Source organism: Halobacteriovorax sp. JY17, from assembly GCF_002753895.1.
Taxonomy (GTDB): Bacteria; Bdellovibrionota; Bacteriovoracia; order Bacteriovoracales; family Bacteriovoracaceae; genus Halobacteriovorax.
Window position 1 is genome coordinate 725246 of sequence record NZ_NJER01000001.1, and the last position, 22709, is coordinate 747954.

Sequence of the window (22709 nt, forward strand, 5' to 3'; positions counted from 1 at the left end):
ATAGATGGTGGTTTTTTGACGCATATACCCGACAAGAGTTGTCCGTACAATAAACAAGAAAACCAGTTTATTCTTGTAACAAATTCAAAAGTTAATACACTTATATAAATAACTTTATTTAGGAAAAAATATGAATTGGGCAATTCTTCTTACCTTCTCAGGCATTATGTATTTCATTTCACCAAGACTTAAGCCTGGAAATCGTCTCGCACAATTCTTTAGTGGAAAAGAAGAGAATGGTTCTGAAATTGGTTTAAAAACCCTTACGTCATCTCTACTTATCTCATGGATTTTTGCTAAGTCCATTTACAATTCAGCAAGCCTTGGGGCCTCTTTCTCTATGGTAGGAGGTATTGCCTATGCAACCTATTGGCTCTCTTTTATAGTGGCCGGTTTTACAATTTATAGACTAAAGACAGCGGGCTTTAATAGTATTCATGAATTTTTAAATACCAAGTTTGGAAAAGGCGCGACTTGGCTCTTCTCTTTTATTCTTGTCTTTAGACTCTGGAATGAGATCTGGTCTAACACAATGGTAGTTGGTCAATTCTTTGGTCCAAATGGTTCGGGGTCTTTTATCGCGGCGACTTGGGTAACAACCGCACTAGTTCTTCTCTATTCTTTAAAGTCTGGCCTTAGAAGCAGTATTCTCACTGATGTTATTCAGATGACTCTTACAACTTTTCTCGTCCTTCTTCTTCTAGGATTTATTCTCCCGAAGACAGATCTTCCGATGGCCTTAAGTAATACTCACTGGTCTTTAAGCGGTGGAGTGGATTTAATCCTCGTGGCCTTCATTCAAATTTGGAGTTACCCGTTTCACGATCCAGTAATGACTGATAGAGGTTTTATTACTGATAAGAAAAAGATGCTTAAAGGATTTATCCTCTCAGGGATTCTAGGTTTTATTTTTATTTTTATTTTTAGCTTCATTGGTATTTACTTTAAGACTGCGGGCCTTGAAGGAAATGTCATCATTGAAACGGCCAAGAGTTTTGGACTGCCGCTTGTTATCATCATGAACGTCATTATGCTCAGTAGTGCCAGCTCTACAATTGATTCAACCTTTACTTCAATTGGAAAACTTGTCTCTATCGATTTATTTTCAAAAATTAAAATGGACAAAATTCTTCTTGCAAGAATTTCAATGATCACACTAGCAATTCTTGGAAATATTATGATTCACGCCGGTCCCTCTATTTTGAGTGCAACAACAGTTAGTGGAACGATGGTCATCGGACTTGCTCCAGTATTTATCTTCTCTTCTTGGAAGAGAGCAGGCAAGGCCTCCTACTACGGGAGTGTGCTCGTTGGAATAATCTTTGGTTTCATGCTAGCGACGAAATCAATTAGTGGATCAGTAGGAGCAGGAAAGTACGGAGTTCTACTCTATACTAATATCCTAGGAACAATTATCTCATTTGGTCTCTTTATTCTCTTGGCGTACCTAGTGCCAAGAAGAGAAAGATAATTGAAAACTCTAGAAAGAAGAGAAGCGAAGGCCCTCTACTTCTTCGGAGGTCCCTATAGCAATCTTCAAGCGACAAGAGAATTACAGAAAATTTTAAATGAGAGAAATATTTCTCCAAAGAATATTTTCTGTACGGGAGATACCACCGCTTATTGCGCTAACCCGAATGAAACACTGTCTCTTCTAGAAGAATGGGGAATTACTTCAATTCAAGGAAATGTAGAACAACAAATCATAAATGATGAAGATTCTTGTGGCTGTAACTTCAAAGAAGGTTCCGAGTGCGACCTACTCTCTAATAATTGGTATAATTTCATTAGAGAAAATATAAGTGAGAAATCACTCTCCTATCTGAAGACTTTTCCAGAACAACTTGAAATAGAAACTAAGCTTGGTGGCATTAGAATTATTCACGGAGGCGTAGAGAATATTTCAAAATTCTTCTTTGAAAAAACTTCCATTAAAAGCTTTCAAGAAGAATTGAGTCTAGTAAGAAGTGATGCTTCCATCATTGTTGCTGGCCATAGCGGAATCCCCTTTGCCAAAAATATAGGAGAGAAAGTGTGGCTCAATACTGGAGTTATCGGAATGCCAGCAAATGATGGGACAAAGAGAGCGTGGTACCTCGAATTAATTATTGAGGAAGAAATGACTGCGAACCTCAAGTCTTTTACCTATGACTCCCAAGCGGCTTCCGAATCAATGTTAGAAAATAGATTACCAAAAGAATACGCGAACTCTCTCTTATCTGGACTTTGGCCTAACCAAGATATGATTCCGACAGAGCAGAGAAGTAGCCAAGGAGTTCCACTCTTAGAGCTCTCTTTCTCCTTTAATAGTAATCTTTAATCCAAAAAAAGGCCTATCCGAAGATAGGCCTGATTTATAAGTGTTAATTTATTTATTTCTTATTGGAAGAATTCGATTGAAGTTGTTCTTGTAACGTCTTCACCTCTACAACCGTCCATTGAACAGTACTCAGGAGCTTTACATCTCTTACCATCTGGACCAGTTCTGTAAGTATAGTCGTTGTGTCCTCTAACTAGGATACCTTCAACTTCTCCAGTTCTTGCGTTAAATACCGCTGAACCTGAGTTACCACCAAAAGTATCAAGGTTAGTTGCAAAGTAAGTTGAGTTATTGTTATTTCTTACAAAAGCATCTCCAGCAACTTTAGTTGGAAGACCTGATGGGTGACCAATAACAAGAATCTCTTCACCGTTGTTGATTTTCCCAGTAGTTCTAAAAGATAGTGCTTCTCTATCAGTAACTTCTTTAGAAAGCTCGATAACAGCATAATCATTCTGATTAGATCTATTTAATTGTCTATCAATTAGCTTCTTACAGCTGTAAACACTTGAAGTATTTACTTTATGCTCAGTTTGACCTGCAGCAGTAACTGCGTAATCAAATACAAACTTAGTTCCAGTACAATCAGACTGGCTAGTAACACAGTGACCTGCAGTTACCATAAATTGCTTACCTTCGTGGTTTACTAGAAAACCTGAACAGAATGCAGCTGTTAATTGTCCGTTGAATTTCTCATCAGAACAAACGCTTAAGCTTCCACCGCTAAGTTTAGCTTCTCCGTTTCTCATATCTTGTACATTATAAGACTTAACAAGAGCAGCTGTTGCTTTTGCTAGTTTTAAATGAGTTGGGTTAGTTGTTTCAAAGATATCTAGTCTATTGTCTTCACCGTAAACTACTTTATCCATAGATGCGTTTACAGTTAGTGCTGTAAATGCAAGTGCTGCTGCTGCGATCATCCTTAATTTCATTGGAACCTTCCTTTTATAAATTGCCTGTTAAAGGGTAGAAGCATTAAACCGAGTGAATAACTCAATGTACACTTACAATTTCTTACATTTATTTTACAAAGGGATTGACAACTGGCGTCTTTATTTCTCGGTAGGAAAATTTCCATCTTCTTCCGTCCGTATCTGAGAGGAAAAAGTAGTGCAAGTGACCGACATTATGAATCTTTACCTCATCAAGGATTTTTCCCTCATCAGTAACAAAAGTAATGCGATAACGATATTTAATGAACTCAACTTTTTGTATGAGTCCTTGCAATTCTTCGAATGAGTCAGTGAAAAAATCAATTACCATTGAATTCTTACCACTCATTTCCTGATCTTCAATAATAATTATGTTAAATGATTCATTGGATAGTCGTACCGCTTCACCACTAAATGAAATTTCCATATCAAGTAATTCACTTAAAAAAGAAGCGAGAGTTTTATTATCTTTTGAATGAAGTGCTATTTGCCCTATTCGTAAAGTCATAGGTTTATTTTAAGGGAAGAAGTTGATTGCGCCTATAAAAAAAGGCCCTTGAAGGGCCTTTCACTATTTAATCAATTAGAAAATTATAGTCATCATACTCATTGTAGATATTATCATACCAATGATCAGGATCAGTCCAAGGGTTGTATCCTGAGTATGGATTCGTATCTACTGGCGCTACATAAACAGGACCTGGCTTTCCTGTCAAAAGTTCAATATTTGTAATTCTAGTAACGTCTTCACCACGACAATCACCTTCATCACACTTAAGAACTATTTTACAACCACCATTCTCACTATCCTGGGCCACGTACTCATAATCAGTTTCACCACGAACAAGAATACCTTCAACTTCACCTGTACTAACGTTTAATACTGCTGAACCAGAATTTCCACCAAAAGTATCTAAGTTTGCAACGAAGTAGAAATCATTTTCATTTTCTCTAATTGAACCTTTGTCATCGATAATTGTTGGAAGTCCCGACGGGTGTCCAATAACAACCATTTCAGAAGAGGCATCAACCTTTCCTTCTTTTCTAAATTTAAGAGGAGTGATTCCTTCAACTTTTCGATCTAGCTTAATAACAGCGTAATCATTTTCTGATCCACGCTCTAAAACTTGATCAACAACTTCAGAACACTTATAAACATCCTTTGCCGGAATGAAGGCCCTGTCGTCATACTTCTCTGTCACTTTGTCAGAAGTAAAACCAAATACCCATGAGCTGTTTTCACAGTCCATAGACGTTTCCACACAATGACCAGCTGTAATTAAATACTGCTCTCCAGCCTCTTCAACTAAGAAACCACTACAATTTGCAGGATTGATCATTTCAGAAAAAGTCTCTCCCTTACAAAGTCCGTATTCTTCACCAAGGTTAGATTTATCATATATTGTAACTGTGTCAGGAAATCTATCTTCAGCACGAGGAAATCTAATACTAGAGTTAGGAATCATAGCGGCCGTGGCCTTTGACCATTCCCTAAACTCACTATTTGATGAGTCCTGCGCAAGCACTCTATTATCATCGCCGTAGACGACTTTTGCTCTATAAGCACTTACATTCATTGCTGAAGCTAATAGTAGTGCAGATACTACTACCTTTGGTGACATAGTCATATATTCTCCTATTTTTTTGATAAGAACTTTTACGGTAAATCAGCGCGTCGCGCAACAACTAATTAAAATACAATAATATGTATAGAAGAAATCGGGGAATTATTTCACTAAAAGAGCACTTTGGAAGACTTTGGGGTCATGAAGACGAATGAGAACCTCGGATTCCTGTAATTTATTCATCCAATTTACAAGTATTTGACTGTGTAAGAGCTCACTAAAAAGGAATTGCTCGTCCCTCTTGTCAGAAATTGAAAGCCCCCGAAGAAAGGATTTTCTAGAGATACCAAGAAGCCATCTATCTCCACTACCAATCCATGATTCAATATTCTCAATTAATTCTAAATTCTGCTCTGCCGTCTTAGAAAAACCAAAACAAGGATCAAAAATCACTCGCTCTAAAAGTCCGCGCCTAGAAAACTCTTTGCGAGCTCTTTCAAAGTAATTACAAAGATCGACTTTCTCACTAAGAAAAGACATATGCTTCAAAGTCTCTGCGCGGTCTGGGACAAGACAATGAGAATAAACGTAGTCAAACTCAAATTCATGCATAAGGCTAAATACTTCGCTATCTAAACTTCCAGAAACGTCATTAAAGATCACCTTATTTCTAAGTCCAAGATCTCTTATAAGAGAGATGGCCTCTCTAAAAGTTTCAATCTTATATGTATCAAACGAAAGAATTTCATCCTCTTTAAACTCTCCCTCTCTTATGAGTTCAAATAGAGGCCCTAGACGTTCTAGCTCTTCTTCTCTTGAAATTGCTTTATTGAAGGGCGCGCTAGACTCCGCTCCAAAGTCGAAGTACTTACAATTGTATTTTCTAAAGAGATTTATCTGCGCTTGTATTGAAGAGAGGTCAGTGAACTTTCCTCCGTCTGAAAACGAATTAGGGGTGATATTAATCACCCCCATCATCTTAAAATTAAAATCTTCGTTTAAATTAAACTGGAACAGGCCCGCCTTCTTTAGAAGAGTCGTCGTCCTTCTTTGGAACTTCTGCCTGAACAGGAGCTTCATTGGACTTATCTTCTTTTGGCTCCTCTTTCTTTGGCTCAGAAATAATTGGAACTCCAATATCTTCCCCAGCGATTAGAGCTTCCACTTGCTTAAGATCTAGAGTTTCCCAGAGGATTAACCCCTCTGAAAGTCTATCTAGAGCATCTCTATTTTCGTTTAGAATCTTTAGCGCAAGCTTATAGTTATCATCAATGAATTTATGAATTTCAGCATCGATATCTTTTGACGTTTCATCAGAGTATCCAATCGCATCTGAACCTGGTCCACCAAATGGAGATCCACCTGGCTTAGAGAAGTTTCTAGGCCCTAGAGCGCTAGACATCCCCCATGAACACACCATGCTATGAGCAAGTTGAGTTGCTCTTTCAATATCATTAGAAGCACCGTTAGTTATTTCATTAAAAGCAATCTCTTCAGCACAACGTCCACCCATTAAAAAGGCAATAAGGTTTTCTGATTTTGATTTAGTAAGGTTATGCATATCTTCACTTGGAAGAGTTTGAGTCACACCAAGTGCTCCTCCTCTAGGCATAATAGAAACTTTGTGAATTGGGTCTGTATGAGGAAGATTCATTCCAACAAGAGTGTGTCCCGCTTCGTGATAAGCTGTCACACGCTTCTCTTTATCTGAAATAACCATTGATTTTCTCTCTGGCCCCATTAGCACTTTATCTTTCGCTGATTCAAAGTCACCCATTTCAAGCTTCTTCTTACCAAGACGAGCAGCTGTAAGTGCCGCTTCATTAACAAGGTTAGCAAGGTCAGCACCTGTGAATCCAGGAGTTCCTTTAGCAACAACTTCTAGGTCTACATCTTCATGAAGAGGAGTTTTTCTTGCGTGAACTTTTAAAATTCCAAGACGGCCTCTTACATCAGGAGCACCAACCATAACACGTCTATCAAAACGACCTGGACGAAGAAGAGCTGGATCAAGAACATCAAGTCTATTTGTTGCGGCCATGATAATCACGCCTTCATTAGATTCAAATCCATCCATCTCAACAAGGAGTTGGTTAAGAGTCTGCTCTCTCTCATCGTGTCCACCGCCCATACCGTGTCCACGGTGACGTCCAACTGCATCGATCTCATCAATAAAGATAATACAAGGAGCTTGCTTCTTACCTTGCTCAAAGAGATCTCTTACTCTTGAAGCACCAACACCAACAAACATTTCCACAAAGTCTGAACCTGAAATTGAAAAGAATGGAACGTCGGCCTCACCAGCAACAGCTCTAGCAAGTAATGTCTTACCTGTTCCCGGAGGACCTACAAGGAGACACCCTTTAGGAATTTTCCCACCAAGACCAGTATATTTCTTAGGATCTTTTAAGAAGTCCACTACTTCAAAGAGTTCTTCCTTCGCCTCTTGAACACCACTGACATCGTCAAATGTAACTTTCTTGTCTTGCGAGCTTAGAAGTTTTGCTTTGGACTTTCCAAAACTCATGGCCTTTCCGCCACCAGACTGAAGCTGCTTTAAGAAGAACCAAAAGAGAACAAATAAAATAAGCATTGGAGCCCATTGAATAAGAAGAGTCGTAAAGAGACTTCCCGATTGTTCTTTCTTATATTTTAAATTTACACCATTATCTAATAGGTACTTCTTTGTGTACTCATCAGTTTTAGCAGTAACCGTGAAGTGCCCACCATTTTCATAAGTCTCTTTATATTGACCTTTAATTGTTAGATCACCTAAGAAAGTAACATTATCAACAAATTTCGCCTGAACCTGAGTCAGAAATGTTGAGTAGTCGACAGTCTTTTCTTTATTGAGAGATTGATTTGTCGCTTGCCAGATTAAGACCATCGCCAAGAATAGAAATATCCAAAGTGTCCAAGTTTTTTGTTGTTGTTTCATTATCTTCCTTAAAAGCTTTTAAATAGCTCTTCATAGTGAGCCAATATAATAAGTTAAATATCTTAGTTATCTATTTACAATCATTCAAGTCGAACAAACTCTGAATAATTCCTTTAAGTGTAACAAATTAAAGTCCATGGCACATAGCACTTTAGGAAATTAAACGTAAAATTCTAGCTTTTTGTGCGAAATATCAAGGATTTTGCTCAGGTTTTGAAACCAAATCCCATTTTCTAGACAATATTTAGTTGTTCTAGGCATAAGTGGATTTTGTGAACGCAGTGATTTTAAAGATGCCTCATTCTCTAGCGGTCCAAACATGAGAAATGGCCAGAAAGATTTTGCTTCGTAAAAGAGCTTATTTTTTAAATCAGACACAGGAATCTGAGAAGCTGCTTGCCTTGAACGAAGAAAGTTCAAAGTAAGCTCATCAAGCAATTCAAACTCTCTTAGACCTTCTCTATTCACTAAAAACAAACATCCCTTTGAATGATAACCATAGACTCCGCCAGAGAACTCCAAGGGCCCACTCTTTCCATTCTCACCCATTAGAATAAACTTTGATATCTGCTTATGAAGAGTTCCCCTCCCCCTTTCAGAGAGTGAGCAAATGCCCTCATGAATGGCAGAGTTTAATGAATGAAAATTGGACTTATAATCCGTGCTAATAAAGCAAATCGCCAGTCCCTTCCAAGATTTCTTAAGGATTTTCTCACTACTTCTACTCTCTTTAAAAGCGCTTACAGTTAGAAATTTTGCCAATTCATTTGATCTATTCACATAGTGCTTTAAAAGTTGTGGGTAGCGCTTACTAAGTTTTCTCTTTGTCACTTCACGAATGAAGTTTCGATCAAAGCGGGCATCATTATTAGAAGGATCTTCAAGCCAAGTAAGTGAAAGGGCCTTTGCAAGTTTCGTTATTTGAAATTTCGTTAGGCACATGAGAGGTCTTATATAACTTCCATTAGAGACTGGAATACCAAGAGTTGATCGTAGGTTTGAGCTTCGAAGCTGTTGCATCAGGCTCCATTCAAATGAATCATCGACATGATGTCCTAGGGCCATGAGAGATTTTTCACTGAGTCCATTTTTAAATTCTTGATAGCGCAATTTTCGCGCTGAATTTTCAAAATCAGAAGTTCTTAAATCTAAATTTAATTTTGAAACTTTTAAATTAATTGAAAGAGATTTACAAAGCGACTCACAAAACTTCTGCTCCTGAGTATTCTTCTCTCTCGTTCCATGATTGATATGATGGGCGAAAATTCTTGGACCATTCTTATTTATTTCTATCCACTTAAGTAAGTAAAGTAGTGAGACGGAATCCACTCCTCCAGAGAGGGCCACCGTAATTGAATCAGTCGACAAGTGCCCAACTGAATTCATAAATTTATAGACGTGCTCAAATACATCTCTTGCGTACTTACTTTGCACTGAATCTAGAGCTTTCATATTTATAACTTATAGAAAAAAGGAGAGATTTTCTACAATTATCTGTTGACGGTGCTAAGTAGGTCTATTAATATCAGCCTCAGTCAAAATGAATTCGTAGCCGGGTAGCTCAGTTGGTGAGAGCACCGGATTCATAACCCGGGGGTCGGCAGTTCAAATCTGCCTCTGGCTACCATTTTGAGTCCTTCACCAAGAAATTCACAATAAATATAAAGCTCCTTTTGTGGAGCTTTTTTTTTACTATTTTAACAAAGTCCATGTCTGTAAGTTATATTCTTATTCCCCAGATCCTACTCTTAGACATACAAAACGAGCGGTTGCAGTTGAAAAGTGATTTGAAGTTTCAAATTTCACTTTGCTCAGTTTATTAACAAGACCAATATCTTCGCAGGACTTAAGGGCATTTGACCACATAATGGCCTCTGCAGATAGTTCATAGCCATAGTAATTTGTAATTTTTCCGCTGACTTCAAAAGGAGTTTCTCTATCAACAGCAAATGAATTAAAGCAGAGAATAAGCAGCCCAGTAATGATTAGTGATTTCATATAAATTCTCCTAGATAAAATTTTATTGAGGTTATCCTCAAACAAATTACTACAGTAAAATTTAATAGGTCTGAAACACTATTAGTAAAACCACGAAAAAACTCTGGCTCATTTTTGAATCGAAAATTATCGACATGCCTGTGGTTCAAAAATGAGTCACAATCTTTACACTATTTTTAGATTATTCTCATATTTGTAGCTTCAAAGTGTAACTTTCTCTCAATGAGACTTACCTCGTAGACTGTTACTCATAGGAGAAGTTATGAAGAAAATATTACTTAGTGCACTTGTGCTTATTTCAATGTCATCTTTTGGAAGTTTTTCAAATCAAAGTTCACAAGAAAAGTTCAAGGCCCTTATTGAACATACTCAGAAATGGGATATTGAACTTCTAAAAATTGAAGTTATTGGAAATAGAAAATTAAAAATGGAGTATATTGATTCCATGAATAGAGATGAGTGCTCGGCCCTAATATTTCTAGTCGATCAAAATAGCAGTGGTCAGTATATCTTTGCTAAACCTTCTAGATCGTTTTGCACTAATTAAGAATTAGGGTAACTTCATTGGCACGCTCTGTGCTTATAGAGTACTAGTAACGATTATTGCTAAGTGATATTAATCTCTTAGGAGATCCTATGAGCAAACTCTATGTTTAAAGTTTGCTCATATGTATCATTTATGACGTTAAAAGTAGTCACTGAGGAAAGTATGAAAAGGGCCAAATTCTTAATTCTTAGAATCATTCTAATAAGTTTCATGGCACTTGCGAGTGTGCAGGGACAGATTATACTCAAAAAGAATAAGTGGGCCCCAGGGCAAAGTCTAAATGTACTCTTTATGAATGGAAGCCTAGAGGAGAAGTTTCTTTTTAAAAGAGCAATCGAGATCTGGGCGAAGTATGTAAACTTGAAGTTTGAGTTTCACTCAACTTTGGAGCAAGGTGGAAAATTAAATTCTAAATTTAAAACCAATACAATTAGAGTGAAATTTAATAAGGATGAAGGAAATTTCTCTCCGCTTGGAAATCGCTTTAATATAAATTCTACCGATAGTATTTCTTACTTAAATATTAAAGAGTCTCCAGATCAAAAGATAAAATTTATATCAAAATCGGCCCATGAAATAGGGCATGCCCTAGGTCTGATGCATGAGCATCAGCATCCAGACTTAATCTTCTACAAAGACGAAGATGAAATGATCCAAATCTGCAGGTATCAATTTTTATTAGATGTGGAAAAGCCAGAAAATCTTAAAATCTGCAAGATCAATCTCACAGGAATAACTCATGAAGAAGCGAGAGAATATGGGATGGGACTATCAGACTTTGACCAACAATCTATTATGCTCTATTCGGATATATCTAATACCACTAAGGGATTCTTTGATACAAGTGTATCACTTGCCGATAAAACTTTTATTGCAAGAGAATATCCTCATGAAGAAGAGTTGGAGATAGAGGTCGTAGGAAGAATGCATATAAGTGACACTCAAGAAGAGAGGGAGTGGATACTAAAGGAATATAAGCAGAATGATTGTGCCTTAATTAGTGAAGGAGATCATTTATATTTAACAAAGCAAACAAGAGATAGATCAGTAAAAGTAAGAATGACAGCAATGTCTGCAATTGATAATTACTTCACTGCATGCGTGAGAAATTCAAAGTAGTAATTCGATTTTAATTATCGAGGCTTTCATATGGAGCCTCGGTAGGTCTTAATTTGTAATAAGCCCCTACACAACCGATGACTATTGTTAGACCAATAATGAATTTCATCAGTGTTTTAATCGCTTCGTTTGAATCCACTATAATCTCCTAGGAATAAGAAAAATTTCCATTATTCCGCTACAACTATTGCTACCTAGTTCTTTTAAGAATTTCTGTCTCTGCTCTAGTGTAGGAGTATTGCGAAGAAAATTCCACTTCATCGACTCTTTGCCTACTCGCTCAAGAAAATTATCACTATCATCTAATGACTCTGAAAGAATATCTTTAATCATGTAGAGCTTCTTTCGGTCAAAGAGCCATTTCGTCTCAGTCTTAGGGGAATAGACATCACTTGAATTAGTAATATCAGAGAATTCTTCAAAGTGTTTATAAGTCTCACCCATCCATAGAAGATTTTTTCTCTGTGAATCTCCCACTATAAATCTCTTATCGTCATCAATTAAGAGAACTCTTGATAAATCCTTATTAACTAAAGATACATCCTTTTTTAATCTTTCAGAGAAGGCAAGTGTGACATCTGTTGAGACTTCCAGTAAATCATCGTAACTTAAAACTTTATGGGCGTTATCAAAAGCACTTCCGTACTTTGTTTTTATTTTCTTTAAGAGCTTACTATTTCGCTCAAATTTTCCACCACTAAAGAAGCTCACGCGAACTTCACTTCTTGCAAAGAGATATTCTAAGAGATCAATTGCTCCATCACCTAAGCGGTAGAACTCTCCATTTACTTCTAAAAAATTAGTACGAGAAATTCCAGGAGTATCTACTTGTTTTACAAGGGTCCAATCTAAATCAAAAATAATATCAATTTTTTCGGCACTTCTAGACGCTGGAGCGCGCCCAGAGTTTGCACACCCATAGCTAATTAACACCAAAAATATCAAGAAAAGAACTTTATTCACATCTATATTTTCGGCTACTTGAACCCTCTACTTTAGGGGAATATCCGAGTAATACAGTAAAGTTATTTCCTTAATTAACCGAAAAGACACAAAAGGAAAAATTATGCGAAAGAATCTCTACCAAAGAGAGAGTAATACTCTGGCCGAAGATAAGCTCACAGTAAAGAAGCTGGAGTTCAATCACAGGAAGAATAAAGAACAAGACCATACAGAACTCTTAGACAGCTCTGCGAAGGCCTTCAATTATTCTGATTGTAAAGATGAGTACTGGAATCCAGAAAAGTTCTCTCTTCTCTATGGAACACCCCTTTGGGATGAAGCTTCAAAGACTGAAAGAGTTCTCTTGAATCAAATCTACTGGGTGGCCTACTACTCTCAAATTATTTCAGCGGAGATCGCTACCATTTTCTATAACCAAACCGCTTCAGCTGGCCTCTATGGATTAGAAGACTTTAGACTCGTCTGTGAGACTCTTGATTTTGAATCTATGCAGGAGAGAGCTCATATTGACGCCTTTAAAAATATTTCTGAGCAATTTGAAGAAGAGGTCTTTGGAGAGAGAATATTTACATATCCCATGCGTCCCTATTACTGGGAAACGATGATTTTTCAAAAGACGAATATGCTAAAGCGCTTTTGGAAATCTATTCAACTACAGTCCTACGCTCTTCTTTCATCAAATAATGCGTTCATTGGATGCCAATATTTAACAGTGAGAGGACTTAGAACTCTTAATGGAAAAATTGTTCAACATCAACTTAGTAAGTACTTCACTGACCATGAAGATAAGGAAAATGCTCCTATTCCTTCAAAAGTCAGTTACTACCACTTTATGGATGAATCCTATCATTTCAATAGTTCAAATATTATAGGAAGTGACATTATTAAGAATTTAGCTCCGCCAACGGCCTTTGAAAGCTTTATTGCAAACTTAGGAATAAGAGGAACACTAAAGGATCACTCCAATTTTAATATTAGTGTGAACGGAATATTTTGGTATGAGCCAGCTATCTATGAAACACTTTTCAAACTGCTACAAAGTAGTGCCTTTAACTTTAAACAAGCGGATGCTCTCCAAATGCTAAAGAGATGTTTCACTCAAGAAAATCAAGGCATAACAGAGGCCTTTGAAACACAGCAAACGGCCCTTGAGAGCTATCGAAATTATCTCTCTAATATTGAATATGTTTCTAAATCAAATAAACTTGGCGGAGCGATGGTAAATACTTCTATCGAAAATTACTTGGCCGAAAACAGAAGACAATTCTTTGAATTTGAAAGGAAGAAAAATGTCGCTTAGTAAAATTAAAATTAAAGGTATTGAGGAAGAACTTGAGGTGGAGTCTGGAAAACACCTAAGTGAATTATTGACTGCTTCCAACTCTCCTATTCTCTTTGGTTGTAGAACAGGTATCTGTGGAACTTGTCTCATCAGAGTTCATGATGGCAAAGAAAATATTAATCCCCCATGTGCTGACGAAGCAGAATTTCTAGAAATTGTTGCAGAAGGTGATTCAAAAATGAGACTTGCCTGCAAAGTAATTATTAATGGAAATATAAATATTGAATATATTGGAAAATAGGAACTATTTTGGAAAATACTTCAAAAATAAATTTTAAAAACTTCTGGTACATCGCCTGTGAATCAAAAGAACTTAAAGGCGAAGAAGTCCTTGCGAGAACTATTCTTAACGAGTGGATAGCTCTCTTCAGGGGAAGTGATGGAAGACCTGTCGCTCTTCTTGACCGTTGTATTCACAGAAATAGCCAACTCTCTAAGGGCTGGGTAAAGAATGGACAACTCCAGTGTAGTTATCACGGCTGGACTTTTGATAAAGAAGGAAAACTTACTTCCATTCCCTCAGAAGGCCCAAATCAAAATAAGGTCGGCTCAAGATGTGCAAAGAAATTCGAGTGCATGGAACAAGACGGACTTATCTATGTTCGCCTAGAAAAGAATGAAGACCTAGATATTCCTCCACATAGAATGCCTCACTACGGAGAAAATGGCTGGCAAACAGTAAGACTCTTCAATGTCTTTAAAAATAGTGTTATCAACTGCGCTGAAAATTATATTGATGTTCCACACACAGTATTTGTTCATGACAAAATTTTCAGAGACGCTCTAGATGAGAAAGTCACAACTAAAGTTCAAAGAAAAGATGGAGCCGTTCATATAGAGTATATCGGAGAAACTGATAATCTGGGGTGGTTTTCTTGGTTTTTAAATCCAAAGAAAGTTCCTATTATTCATATAGATCACTACTACATGCCCAATATTACCTCTGTTCAATACGTCTTTGGAAAGAAAGAATTTTGGATAACGAGCCAGTGTATTCCCATAAATGATGAACTCACTTGGGTGTGGACAGATCTCACTTATAAATTTGGCCCTATTGGCGTCCTCGCAAAACCAATTGTCGCTTTCCAAGGGCAGAGAGTTATTGATCAAGATATCGTGGCCCTTGATAATCAAATGGAAGTTATTAAGAAATACGGAGAAAACTTCTCAAACGCTACAGCAGATGTCATACATATCTTCATTGAATCAATCTATAATGCGATCAAAGAAGGCAAAGATCCACGGGAGCTTGCCGAGAAGAATAATGAGGTCGTCTTTTGGATTTAAAGTGGTGGATTGAACTCTCCATATTCTCCTTGCTCATTCTCTTCACGGTGCTAGGTAGAGAAAGGCGTGAGAGAATAATCAAAAAGAGCTTTGATGATTGGGCCAGCGACCTCATAAATCTCTTTATTCAAGGAACTCTTGTTCCAGTACTTCAAATTTATATTCTTCTTAAGGCCCTTAGATTTACAGTTCCGAATCTGGAAAGTTCATGGGCACTTGGATGGGCAGGTGCTATTTTTTTAAATCTCATTATTGTCGATTACACTTACTACTTCTTTCATCGTAGCTTCCACAAGGATTCACTTTGGGGATTTCACTTACTACATCACTCAGTAAGTGATTTTGATATATTTGCCAGCGCTAGAAATACAATTTGGACAACTTTTCTTCTCCCATATGTATGGCTTAATTCTATTTTCTTATTTCTCATTAATGATAAGACAACTTATTTAATTTGTGTCTCTGCCACAGGAATGCTTGATCTTTGGAGACATTCAAGACTTGCTCCCAAAGAGAAAGGTCCCATCTTTAAATTCCTTGCGACTTTTCTCATCACTCCCCATGAGCACGGCTGGCATCACTCTAAAGGAATCTCCAAGAAGAACTTTGGGGCCAACCTCTGTCTTTGGGATAAACTACACGGAACTTATCATCAGAATTCAAGATTTCCAAAAGAGATGGGCTATCCTATTAAATCAAACCTTAGAACAAAATTATTCTTCCCAAATAAATTAAAGCGAGAAAACTCATGACTATTTGGAGTAAAGTATTCTCCCTATTTCCAGCATTGCATATAGGAATAATTCTCTATAGTATTTATCTATCTATAAGTTCTCCTAGTGCTCTAAGTTTTAGTTTTATTTTCCTTTCAATTTATATATTTCCACTTTTGGCCTTTAGAATTCTAAACTTCTTCGCCCCGATCAAAGAAGGTGTTTCTGATATTCTAAATGATAGATTCTCTCCCTGGTGGGCGGGACATCAAATTCAAATGCTCTTTATTTCAATTCCCTCCCTAGAGGCCATACTAAGAATTATTCCAGGTTTATTTTCCCTGTGGCTCAGGTGCTGGGGTTCTAAAGTTGGCAAAAGAGTTTACTGGACTCCTGGTAGTGTTCACTACGATAGAAACCTCCTAAGAATAGGAAATGGAGTCATCTTCGGAGAACGTTCGACAACTGTCTGCCATGTGATTACTCCAAAAGATGGAAAGGGACTTCTTCGAATTAAATTTATTGAAATAGAAGACTATGCTTTTATTGGCGCAGGTTGCGTTCTAAGTCCCGGAGTAATTGTCGAATCTGGAGTCATGATAAAAGCGGGAACAGATGTCTACCCAATGAGAAGAGTGACAAAGAACGGTGAAGTCAAAATTGATGATTAAATTACTCTTTACTAAAATATTCATTACTCTCTACCAATTCTTCTTTAAAAGTACTTACACTAAATTCTTGTCCGATCTAGAATCTCCCGAAAAAGTGCAAGATCAAACTTTAGAAGATATCTTAGAGCTCTATAACGCTTCTCCTATTGCTGAAAATTTAAAACTAAGAAACTATGAAGACTTTAGAACTCTCCCCATCTCCGACTACGCCGATATTGAAGAAGATTTAAAGGACCATAGACTGTTTCCAAGAGAAGTAAAAACTTTTGAAAAAACCTCTGGTAGCTCTGGCAAGAACAAGCTGATTCCTTACTCCAAAGAACTTCTAAAGAGTTTTCAAAAGCTCTTCATTATTTGGACAATGGATATTCTCTCCCATATAAAATTTGAAAAACTCACCTTCTACTTTTCAATATCACCCCAATTTAAGGAATTAAATTCCAAAGCTGAAAATGAATATGAAACCTTAGAATCAGACAAAGATTATCTGGGCCCTTTACTCTCTAATATAGGCTCTCCTTTCTTTGTAGAAGTTCCTTTTATTAGAGAATTAAAAGATCCTTATGAATTTAAATTACTTCTAAGCCTCTACTTAATTAGTAGAAGAGATTTAGAGATCATCTCTATCTGGTCACCAAGCTTTCTAACTGAATTATGTCACTTCATTAAAGAGAATGAATCGACGCTTATCAAATTATTGAATAAGGGTGAGTATAAAGAAAAATGGAAGTTTAAAACGCTCTCATTAGAAAGACTTACACTACAGACCTCATTTCCTTCTCTGAAGTTTATTTCCTCTTGGGGAAGTGTCAATGCAAGAGAGCAATTTAAAGAGTTAGAAGAATTATTTCCAAATGTCACAATTCAAAGAAAGGGCCTTCTTGCTACTGAAGCTCCCATAACTCTTCCTCTCTTTTCTGCCAAGGGATTTCTCCCTATACTAAGTGAGGTCTTCTTTGAGTTCTTGAATGAGGAGGGAAATATTCTAAGGCTACATCAACTTGAAGTTGGCGGGGTCTATGAAATTATCATCTCGCAAAAAGGAGGACTCTATAGATATAGAATAAAAGATCAAATTATTGTCACCCACTTCTATAAGTCAACTCCATGCTTTGATTTCTACGGAAGGCGAGACGCTCTTAGCGATCTTGTTGGAGAGAAACTTCATGAAAGAGATATTCAGGACTCTTTTAAAGACACATCAGCAAAGGTGGCAATTCCTTCGTTAAAAGGAAAGTGTTATTATATTTTGAGTTCGAAAGATCTAGAAATAAAAGAAAAAGAGAAAATACAAATACGCTTAGAAGAGAATTATCACTATCAAAACTCCATAAAACTTGGACAACTTAAGAGCTTACAATTTCTAACCATTAAAGACTGCCAAGAGAAAATCTCAATATTCTACCAAGAAGTTAGAAAAATAAATAAAGGAGATCAAAAGCTATCACAACTTCTTTATAGAGAATCAGATGATGAACTCATTAATTACTTACTAGGTCTTGACCAAGATGAATCTTCTAATCGGTTCAAGTAACTAATATACTTAACCACAGGAGCATCGAGTTTTAAAAAGGCCGTAGTATTGAATCTAATATTCTCATAGACCATTCCATCTTCACCTTGAAGCATCTTAAAGAATCTCTTTGTCATAAATAACTTAAAGAAATTAAAAAAAGGAGCAAAGATTCCCTTCGATTTCTTATTCACAAAAATAGGACGCACCAAAATCTTGCCTTCTTCAACTAAGGAATAGGCAAAGAGCATCTTGAGCTCAGGTAGAGCGTACTTATTAAATAGCTTTGCTCCTCTAAGCATCGTTAGAGCAGCAAGACATCCATCTGCATACTTCATAGAGTAAGAATAACTCTCCCCTAAGAGAAATTTTCCCATCCTCTCCTGCAGGGTTGCCTTTGGGAACTTGCCATTAAGAGTAAACTCAATATGATTACTCTTTGTTTCATCAATATCAATATCCATATCAATACTTATATTGTGAACTGTTCTTAGGTGTTGAGGGTCGATCCCATTAATCATTGTAATATGATAGTGACATGTTCTCTCATAGGCCTTATCGGCCTTATAAATAAGCTCATGCCCTTCAAGACCTGGAATATCAAGGACGGCCTCTTCGGTCTGAGCTTCTGGCCACACCCAGATATGTCCATATTTTTCTTCAGTGGCGTAGGAATTAAATTTTAAATTCTTTGGAACCTCTTCACCACATGGAATGTGAACACAGTTTGCGCCTTTATCGAATTGCCAGTGATGAAAGAAGCATTGTAGTTTCTCATCAACAACTTTCCCTATAGCTAAGTCCACTCCCATATGCGGGCAGAATCCATCTGTGCAGGCAACTCCATCTTTAGTTCTCCAAAGAACGAGCTTCTGTCCATTCAAGTAAGTACTTAAGACTTTTCCGGACTTTAATTCACTTGACTCACAGGCCACATACCAGCCCTTGGTGACAATGTCCCAATTATTGAAAACCTTATGTTTTCTTACAGGTTGTGTTTGCTGATTAAATTCTGATGTTAATTTCTTTGGCATAGTTAATTTTAACATCTAATAAGAAACTAAAAAGGTAGGTAAAAAAAGACTTAGGCAATTGAAAGCATCTGATCAATATCAAAGGATTTTAATTTTCCTCTACTGTCCATCTCGCTCAATAAATCATGAGCTCCAGACTTTTTCATTAAGCTCACAAGCTGGTCTAGCTTGGTCTGGGTAGATTTCATAGCATTCATTTGAATGAGAATTTCTCGCTTATTATTAGTGCTTAGCCCATTAACTGACTCTGTGACACGGTTAAATACAGAAAGTGGCCCACATTGAACCATAGAAAAGAATGATTCAAGAGAAAGCTTTATATAATCTCTATCTTCAAGAGAGAGATTTTTTTCATTAAATAAGATCAGTCCGCTTCCGTGATGGGAAGCCTCATCTGCAAGTATAGAAGAGAGATCTTCTTTTAAAGAGCTATTAAGACAACTCTTCGCCATTGAATTATAGTGATCCATTCCCCACCCTTCAAGTAGAACTTGAATCATAAAGACAAGAGACTTCTTAGGTGCCGTTTCAATCATTGAACTTAGAAGTTGTAAAAAAGGATTGCCTTCAGCACTTATTTCTCTTCTTTGTATATACTTTGAAATGAGCTGAAAATGTCTCGATTCGTCTCCTGTGAAAGTACCATAGAGAATTCTCTCATCAAGAGTTTCACTTAGAAGCGTCATCTTCGCACCATAGGCCATTCCCGACTTTTCAATATGAAAAGCTTCTTCAATTCTATCCTGACAATTTTCAAAAATTATCTTCTCTCTTAAATCTGCACTGCAATTTCTAAAAATATCTACATGGTTTAGCTCAAAGGAAGTTTCATCCCAGAATTTTTCTTCGCTAGTGTTAGCGAGAATCTTCTTATATCTTGACGCTACAACTCTTCCAAGAGAGGAGTCTCTATGAGTGTGCAATGAATTCATGTGAACATTTACATCTAGCGTCTTAGTCATTTTACTTCCCGTTTCTACCAACTGAAGAAATACCAAAGAGAGAGAAGATTCTCTGCTTTTGAATATCTACTAGTTTAGTATAAGACTTCTTCATTATTTTCATCTGATACTTAAATGGCATAGTCAAAGTCATACTTGCCAAGCAACATAATTCATCGCCTCTTTGCCAATTTGGGTTTGTCGTATCAAAGAAGGCTACTCTCTTATTTTCGTCTTTTAGTTTACGAGTAATGGGCGCCACTCCAAATTTCAAAGAGTCCTTACTCTCCTCTTCTGGAAACTTAATCAGCCCTAGCTTTGAATCAAAGTTTTCAGGATACATAATCTTTGAAAATCCTTCTATTAATTCTCTTTTAAGTTCTGGTGTTTTCTCTTCATGCCTTGGCCAATGTTCATCAAAATTATTTGCCATAAGAAGATATGTTTTAAATCCTTTAGAAATGAGATACCAATATAGTGGCGAAAATGGTCTCTTCAGTTTTTGAATGAAGAGATATTTAAGAAAGGCCACTCCTAGAGTTCCCTGTCCCCAGAATTCTTTTTCTATAATTGTATCTCCACTAAAAACACCACGGTGAGATTTTCCACCTTTAGAGATATAATCTAAATTTACAATCGTTGAAAATCCTCTAATTTTATTTTCTCTTCTATCAAGTAGTAAGAAAGCTGTATCTTTTGAGATGAGATCCTTACAAAAAACATCATATGAAGAATTTGCATAATACTTCTCAAATACAGAGAACATCTCTCTTCTTTGAGATGGAGTAATATCTGAGACACTCACTGTAATTGAGTATAATTTATTCTTAGACATTTCTCTTCTCCTCTTTAACTTTTATCTCACTTCTCTTTGGAATGATTGGTCCATTTTGAATTTCAATCATCTCTTCAATATTTTCATCAATAACTTTGCCATAGCCCCAGTCGCAAGTAGCTTGCTTTTCTGCATGCTGAATAAACTTTATAATGGCGTGGTCTTCGGCCAATGGGTGTTTAAAATTGAATTTAATAGTCTTAAAGACTTCAGTATCTCCTGCGGCGAAGTAATTACCTACGATCTTTGTGGCAAATAGAAGGACTGAATTTACGATTTTTCCAAGTACACCTTTTCTCTTTTTAGTTATAAGAACTGTCTGCCCTTCGGCCTTTCCTTCCTTTGTACTTCTTATCGCGAACATAATATGAAAGTGTAGAAAGTCTGGACCAATAGTCACTGTTCCACTTGAGGCATTGAAGTAGCACATCGAATACGTCAGAGCTCCTGCGTAGAACTTTCCAAGAAAACGAGTTAAGACATTCGTATCAGGCATTTTTGTTTCATTATTAAATTGAATTGTATTTGAATCAATAATTCTAGGTTTTAAAAATAATTTTACGGGTAGATTATGGACGCTATAAAAGTGGTGAGCATCAATCGCGTTAATCATCATCACATTTGGGTGGCATTCTTTTACAAAGGGAGTTCCAAGAGTTGAATCAACTTCTTGATCTTCTAGTTCTGGTACAAAAGGAAGTTTTCTCTTGGCCTCACTTCCCGTCCAAATCCATATCAGTCCATACTTCTCTTCAACAGGAAAGTTTGGTTGCTTTACTTTTAATCCTACTTTATCTCTGCAAGGAATATCATTTAGATTTCCTTCGCTATCAAATTTCCAATGATGAAAGAAGCAGCGAACTTCATTGCCTTCCACTTTTCCTTCCGCAAGGTGAGCCCCCATATGCGGGCAGTGAGCAGATAGAGCTCTTACAACTCCATCACTTCCTCTATAAACAGCTAAATCTTTTCCCATCAAATTAAGATGCTTGATTTTACCTTTCTTTAACTCGCTTGATTGTAAGGCCCAATACCAGCCTTCAATAATGGCCTCGGTATTATTAAATATTCTCGTCTTTGCTAGAACCGACATATTCCCTCTTACTTTAAAGTAGTCTTCAATTAATTTTTATTTAAGAGAATAAAGAGCAGGAATCGTGCCAATAGTTGAATCTATATTTAGTACTTTAGAGTCCCAAGAGTTGTAGAATTATTGATTCTGTTTAAATTATAAACAATTTGCATAGAACAAGTAGATAATGGGTAAAGTTTAAACACTAGAACAAGGCTTCTTAATCATTTTCTCTTACAGGTTTCAGAAGGTCTAGGTAATGAGTTACATCTTGAATTAATTCCTACATATTTATATAATCATTAAAAATTAGGAGTATTTATGAGTTTAAAAGATGCATTGCTAAAAGCTGGACTTAAGCCAACTAAATCTCAGAATGAGAGAGAGTATAGGCCAAAGAAAGATATAAAGAAAAGTGAAGAACACCAAGCAACAAGAAACTTCTGCGAGGTCTGTGAGCTTATACAACCCGATGTTGAGAGATTTGTTCATAAGAACCCTACTATTGATGCTGAATGGATTTGTAATAGATGTGCAGATAGAGCGGAAATACATGATCAATTCAGAATGACTAATCAGAGTGATGCCGCCAAGAAGAAATGCTACAGACGCGAATTTGGACCAACACAAGTTTTTTCAAATGATCCTAGAAAGTCAGGCATAAAGACAAAAGAAATCCAAAAGGAAGCCAAACATCAAATAAGTGATGACGGCGAGAAAAACTTTAACTGCTAAGTATTAATTAACTACCTCTAAATGAAGACTGCTCCCTTTAAATGGGAGCTTTTTTATTAGAAAGACAATAAGCTTTCCACCTCTCTTCTTCTCAATCTGACTCTAGCTCATTAACAATCTGTATAAACTGTAAACAATTTACATATACATGCACGAGGGTGTCTAAAAAGTAGACAATAGGCAA

The 22709-nt window shown here is 36.7% G+C and carries 24 protein-coding genes and 1 tRNA gene; 12 read left to right on the forward strand and 13 right to left on the reverse strand.

Features of this window, described 5'->3' with window-relative positions:
* The first annotated feature begins 130 nt into the window (after positions 1–130).
* Together CES88_RS03265 and CES88_RS03270 are read left to right on the forward strand one after the other, a co-directional pair.
* Positions 131–1471 carry a hypothetical protein gene (locus CES88_RS03265; RefSeq protein WP_290730883.1) on the forward strand — a complete coding sequence of 447 codons (1341 nt, stop codon included), beginning with the start codon at positions 131–133 and terminating at the stop codon, positions 1469–1471.
* Entirely contained in the window at positions 1472–2320 is an 849-nt protein-coding gene (locus CES88_RS03270; protein ID WP_290730885.1) for a metallophosphoesterase family protein, read from the forward strand. It begins immediately after the preceding gene.
* 59 nt (positions 2321–2379) lie between these two features.
* Here the strand turns inward: CES88_RS03270 and CES88_RS03275 are convergent, their stop codons facing one another.
* From CES88_RS03275 to tilS, 6 genes are all read right to left on the reverse strand, one after another.
* Positions 2380–3252 (reverse strand): serine protease, encoded by an 873-nt coding sequence (locus tag CES88_RS03275; RefSeq protein ID WP_290730887.1) that lies wholly within the window; start codon positions 3250–3252, stop codon positions 2380–2382.
* 88 nt (positions 3253–3340) lie between these two features.
* Positions 3341–3760, reverse strand: a complete 420-nt coding sequence (locus CES88_RS03280) for a hypothetical protein (RefSeq protein ID WP_290730888.1) — start codon at positions 3758–3760, stop codon at positions 3341–3343.
* 67 nt (positions 3761–3827) lie between these two features.
* The gene (locus CES88_RS03285; protein WP_290730890.1) at positions 3828–4880 is read right to left on the reverse strand and encodes a serine protease; all 1053 of its coding nucleotides are present in this window, start codon (positions 4878–4880) and stop codon (positions 3828–3830) included.
* A 99-nt stretch (positions 4881–4979) separates the two neighbouring features.
* Positions 4980–5786, reverse strand: coding sequence for a dihydropteroate synthase (locus CES88_RS03290; RefSeq protein ID WP_290730892.1), 807 nt, complete (start codon positions 5784–5786; stop codon positions 4980–4982).
* A gap of 34 nt (positions 5787–5820) precedes the next feature.
* Positions 5821–7755, reverse strand: a complete 1935-nt coding sequence (gene ftsH, locus CES88_RS03295) for an ATP-dependent zinc metalloprotease FtsH (RefSeq protein WP_290730895.1) — start codon at positions 7753–7755, stop codon at positions 5821–5823.
* A 159-nt stretch (positions 7756–7914) separates the two neighbouring features.
* Entirely contained in the window at positions 7915–9207 is a 1293-nt protein-coding gene (gene tilS, locus CES88_RS03300) for a tRNA lysidine(34) synthetase TilS (protein WP_290730897.1), read from the reverse strand.
* Between the two features lie 98 nt (positions 9208–9305).
* Between tilS and CES88_RS03305 the strand changes: the two genes are divergently transcribed.
* A tRNA-Met gene (locus CES88_RS03305) sits at positions 9306–9382 on the forward strand.
* Positions 9383–9483: 101 nt separating this feature from the next.
* Here the strand turns inward: CES88_RS03305 and CES88_RS03310 are convergent.
* Positions 9484–9753, reverse strand: coding sequence for a hypothetical protein (locus CES88_RS03310; protein WP_290730899.1), 270 nt, complete (start codon positions 9751–9753; stop codon positions 9484–9486).
* A 262-nt stretch (positions 9754–10015) separates the two neighbouring features.
* Here CES88_RS03310 and CES88_RS03315 point away from each other — a divergent pair, with 262 nt between their 5' ends.
* Both CES88_RS03315 and CES88_RS03320 read left to right on the forward strand, forming a co-directional pair.
* The gene (locus CES88_RS03315) at positions 10016–10300 is read left to right on the forward strand and encodes a hypothetical protein (protein ID WP_290730901.1); all 285 of its coding nucleotides are present in this window, start codon (positions 10016–10018) and stop codon (positions 10298–10300) included.
* Positions 10301–10402: 102 nt separating this feature from the next.
* Complete coding sequence (locus tag CES88_RS03320; protein WP_290730903.1) at positions 10403–11419, forward strand: M12 family metallopeptidase; 1017 nt, start codon at positions 10403–10405, stop codon at positions 11417–11419.
* Between the two features lie 10 nt (positions 11420–11429).
* Here the strand turns inward: CES88_RS03320 and CES88_RS03325 are convergent, their stop codons facing one another.
* Positions 11430–11558: a hypothetical protein gene (locus CES88_RS03325; RefSeq protein WP_290730905.1), complete on the reverse strand. Its 129-nt coding sequence runs from the start codon at positions 11556–11558 to the stop codon at positions 11430–11432.
* Positions 11558–12382, reverse strand: coding sequence for an NIF family HAD-type phosphatase (locus tag CES88_RS03330; protein ID WP_290730908.1), 825 nt, complete (start codon positions 12380–12382; stop codon positions 11558–11560). The genes CES88_RS03325 and CES88_RS03330 overlap by 1 nt, the downstream gene beginning before the upstream one ends.
* Positions 12383–12485: 103 nt before the next feature.
* Here CES88_RS03330 and CES88_RS03335 point away from each other — a divergent pair, with 103 nt between their 5' ends.
* Genes CES88_RS03335 through CES88_RS03360 form a run of 6 tightly spaced genes read left to right on the forward strand, consistent with a single transcriptional unit; the run spans position 12486 to position 17929 of the window.
* A complete protein-coding gene (locus CES88_RS03335) occupies positions 12486–13682 on the forward strand; it encodes a P-aminobenzoate N-oxygenase AurF (RefSeq protein WP_290730910.1) in 1197 nt (398 codons plus the stop codon).
* Positions 13672–13965 carry a 2Fe-2S iron-sulfur cluster-binding protein gene (locus CES88_RS03340; RefSeq protein WP_290730912.1) on the forward strand — a complete coding sequence of 98 codons (294 nt, stop codon included), beginning with the start codon at positions 13672–13674 and terminating at the stop codon, positions 13963–13965. The genes CES88_RS03335 and CES88_RS03340 overlap by 11 nt, the downstream gene beginning before the upstream one ends.
* An 8-nt stretch (positions 13966–13973) precedes the next feature.
* Positions 13974–15011 (forward strand): aromatic ring-hydroxylating dioxygenase subunit alpha, encoded by a 1038-nt coding sequence (locus tag CES88_RS03345; protein WP_290730913.1) that lies wholly within the window; start codon positions 13974–13976, stop codon positions 15009–15011.
* A complete protein-coding gene (locus CES88_RS03350; protein WP_290730915.1) occupies positions 15002–15763 on the forward strand; it encodes a sterol desaturase family protein in 762 nt (253 codons plus the stop codon). The genes CES88_RS03345 and CES88_RS03350 overlap by 10 nt, the downstream gene beginning before the upstream one ends.
* Positions 15760–16395, forward strand: a complete 636-nt coding sequence (locus tag CES88_RS03355) for an acyl transferase (protein WP_290730918.1) — start codon at positions 15760–15762, stop codon at positions 16393–16395. Before CES88_RS03350 ends, CES88_RS03355 begins: the two co-directional genes overlap by 4 nt.
* Positions 16388–17929, forward strand: a complete 1542-nt coding sequence (locus CES88_RS03360; protein ID WP_290730921.1) for a GH3 auxin-responsive promoter family protein — start codon at positions 16388–16390, stop codon at positions 17927–17929. The genes CES88_RS03355 and CES88_RS03360 overlap by 8 nt, the downstream gene beginning before the upstream one ends.
* On the opposite strand, the gene CES88_RS03365 is transcribed toward CES88_RS03360, so the two are convergent.
* Genes CES88_RS03365 through CES88_RS03380 form a run of 4 tightly spaced genes read right to left on the reverse strand, consistent with a single transcriptional unit; the run spans position 17881 to position 21811 of the window.
* Positions 17881–18942: an aromatic ring-hydroxylating dioxygenase subunit alpha gene (locus CES88_RS03365; protein ID WP_290730924.1), complete on the reverse strand. Its 1062-nt coding sequence runs from the start codon at positions 18940–18942 to the stop codon at positions 17881–17883. The two genes, CES88_RS03360 and CES88_RS03365, sit on opposite strands and share 49 nt — an antisense overlap.
* A 50-nt stretch (positions 18943–18992) precedes the next feature.
* Positions 18993–19904, reverse strand: coding sequence for a ferritin-like domain-containing protein (locus tag CES88_RS03370; protein WP_290730927.1), 912 nt, complete (start codon positions 19902–19904; stop codon positions 18993–18995).
* Position 19905: 1 nt separating this feature from the next.
* Positions 19906–20718, reverse strand: a complete 813-nt coding sequence (locus CES88_RS03375; protein ID WP_290730929.1) for a hypothetical protein — start codon at positions 20716–20718, stop codon at positions 19906–19908.
* Positions 20711–21811 carry an aromatic ring-hydroxylating dioxygenase subunit alpha gene (locus tag CES88_RS03380; protein ID WP_290730932.1) on the reverse strand — a complete coding sequence of 367 codons (1101 nt, stop codon included), beginning with the start codon at positions 21809–21811 and terminating at the stop codon, positions 20711–20713. Before CES88_RS03380 ends, CES88_RS03375 begins: the two co-directional genes overlap by 8 nt.
* A 300-nt stretch (positions 21812–22111) precedes the next feature.
* Here CES88_RS03380 and CES88_RS03385 point away from each other — a divergent pair, with 300 nt between their 5' ends.
* Complete coding sequence (locus CES88_RS03385; RefSeq protein ID WP_290730935.1) at positions 22112–22525, forward strand: hypothetical protein; 414 nt, start codon at positions 22112–22114, stop codon at positions 22523–22525.
* Positions 22526–22709: the final 184 nt, after the last annotated feature.

What these genes read in the sequence shown, in the direction of transcription:
- CES88_RS03265 (WP_290730883.1), top strand. Translation starts at nt 131, where the DNA reads ATGAATTGGGCAATTCTTCTTACCTTCTCAGGCATTATGTATTTCATT.
- CES88_RS03280 (WP_290730888.1), bottom strand. Translation starts at nt 3,760, where the DNA reads ATGACTTTACGAATAGGGCAAATAGCACTTCATTCAAAAGATAATAAA.
- ftsH (WP_290730895.1), bottom strand. Translation starts at nt 7,755, where the DNA reads ATGAAACAACAACAAAAAACTTGGACACTTTGGATATTTCTATTCTTG.
- CES88_RS03335 (WP_290730910.1), top strand. Translation starts at nt 12,486, where the DNA reads ATGCGAAAGAATCTCTACCAAAGAGAGAGTAATACTCTGGCCGAAGAT.
- CES88_RS03315 (WP_290730901.1), top strand. Translation starts at nt 10,016, where the DNA reads ATGAAGAAAATATTACTTAGTGCACTTGTGCTTATTTCAATGTCATCT.
- CES88_RS03365 (WP_290730924.1), bottom strand. Translation starts at nt 18,942, where the DNA reads ATGCCAAAGAAATTAACATCAGAATTTAATCAGCAAACACAACCTGTA.
- CES88_RS03360 (WP_290730921.1), top strand. Translation starts at nt 16,388, where the DNA reads ATGATTAAATTACTCTTTACTAAAATATTCATTACTCTCTACCAATTC.
- CES88_RS03355 (WP_290730918.1), top strand. Translation starts at nt 15,760, where the DNA reads ATGACTATTTGGAGTAAAGTATTCTCCCTATTTCCAGCATTGCATATA.
- CES88_RS03285 (WP_290730890.1), bottom strand. Translation starts at nt 4,880, where the DNA reads ATGACTATGTCACCAAAGGTAGTAGTATCTGCACTACTATTAGCTTCA.
- CES88_RS03375 (WP_290730929.1), bottom strand. Translation starts at nt 20,718, where the DNA reads ATGTCTAAGAATAAATTATACTCAATTACAGTGAGTGTCTCAGATATT.
- CES88_RS03370 (WP_290730927.1), bottom strand. Translation starts at nt 19,904, where the DNA reads ATGACTAAGACGCTAGATGTAAATGTTCACATGAATTCATTGCACACT.
- tilS (WP_290730897.1), bottom strand. Translation starts at nt 9,207, where the DNA reads ATGAAAGCTCTAGATTCAGTGCAAAGTAAGTACGCAAGAGATGTATTT.
- CES88_RS03275 (WP_290730887.1), bottom strand. Translation starts at nt 3,252, where the DNA reads ATGAAATTAAGGATGATCGCAGCAGCAGCACTTGCATTTACAGCACTA.
- CES88_RS03380 (WP_290730932.1), bottom strand. Translation starts at nt 21,811, where the DNA reads ATGTCGGTTCTAGCAAAGACGAGAATATTTAATAATACCGAGGCCATT.
- CES88_RS03320 (WP_290730903.1), top strand. Translation starts at nt 10,403, where the DNA reads ATGTTTAAAGTTTGCTCATATGTATCATTTATGACGTTAAAAGTAGTC.
- CES88_RS03340 (WP_290730912.1), top strand. Translation starts at nt 13,672, where the DNA reads ATGTCGCTTAGTAAAATTAAAATTAAAGGTATTGAGGAAGAACTTGAG.
- CES88_RS03385 (WP_290730935.1), top strand. Translation starts at nt 22,112, where the DNA reads ATGAGTTTAAAAGATGCATTGCTAAAAGCTGGACTTAAGCCAACTAAA.
- CES88_RS03310 (WP_290730899.1), bottom strand. Translation starts at nt 9,753, where the DNA reads ATGAAATCACTAATCATTACTGGGCTGCTTATTCTCTGCTTTAATTCA.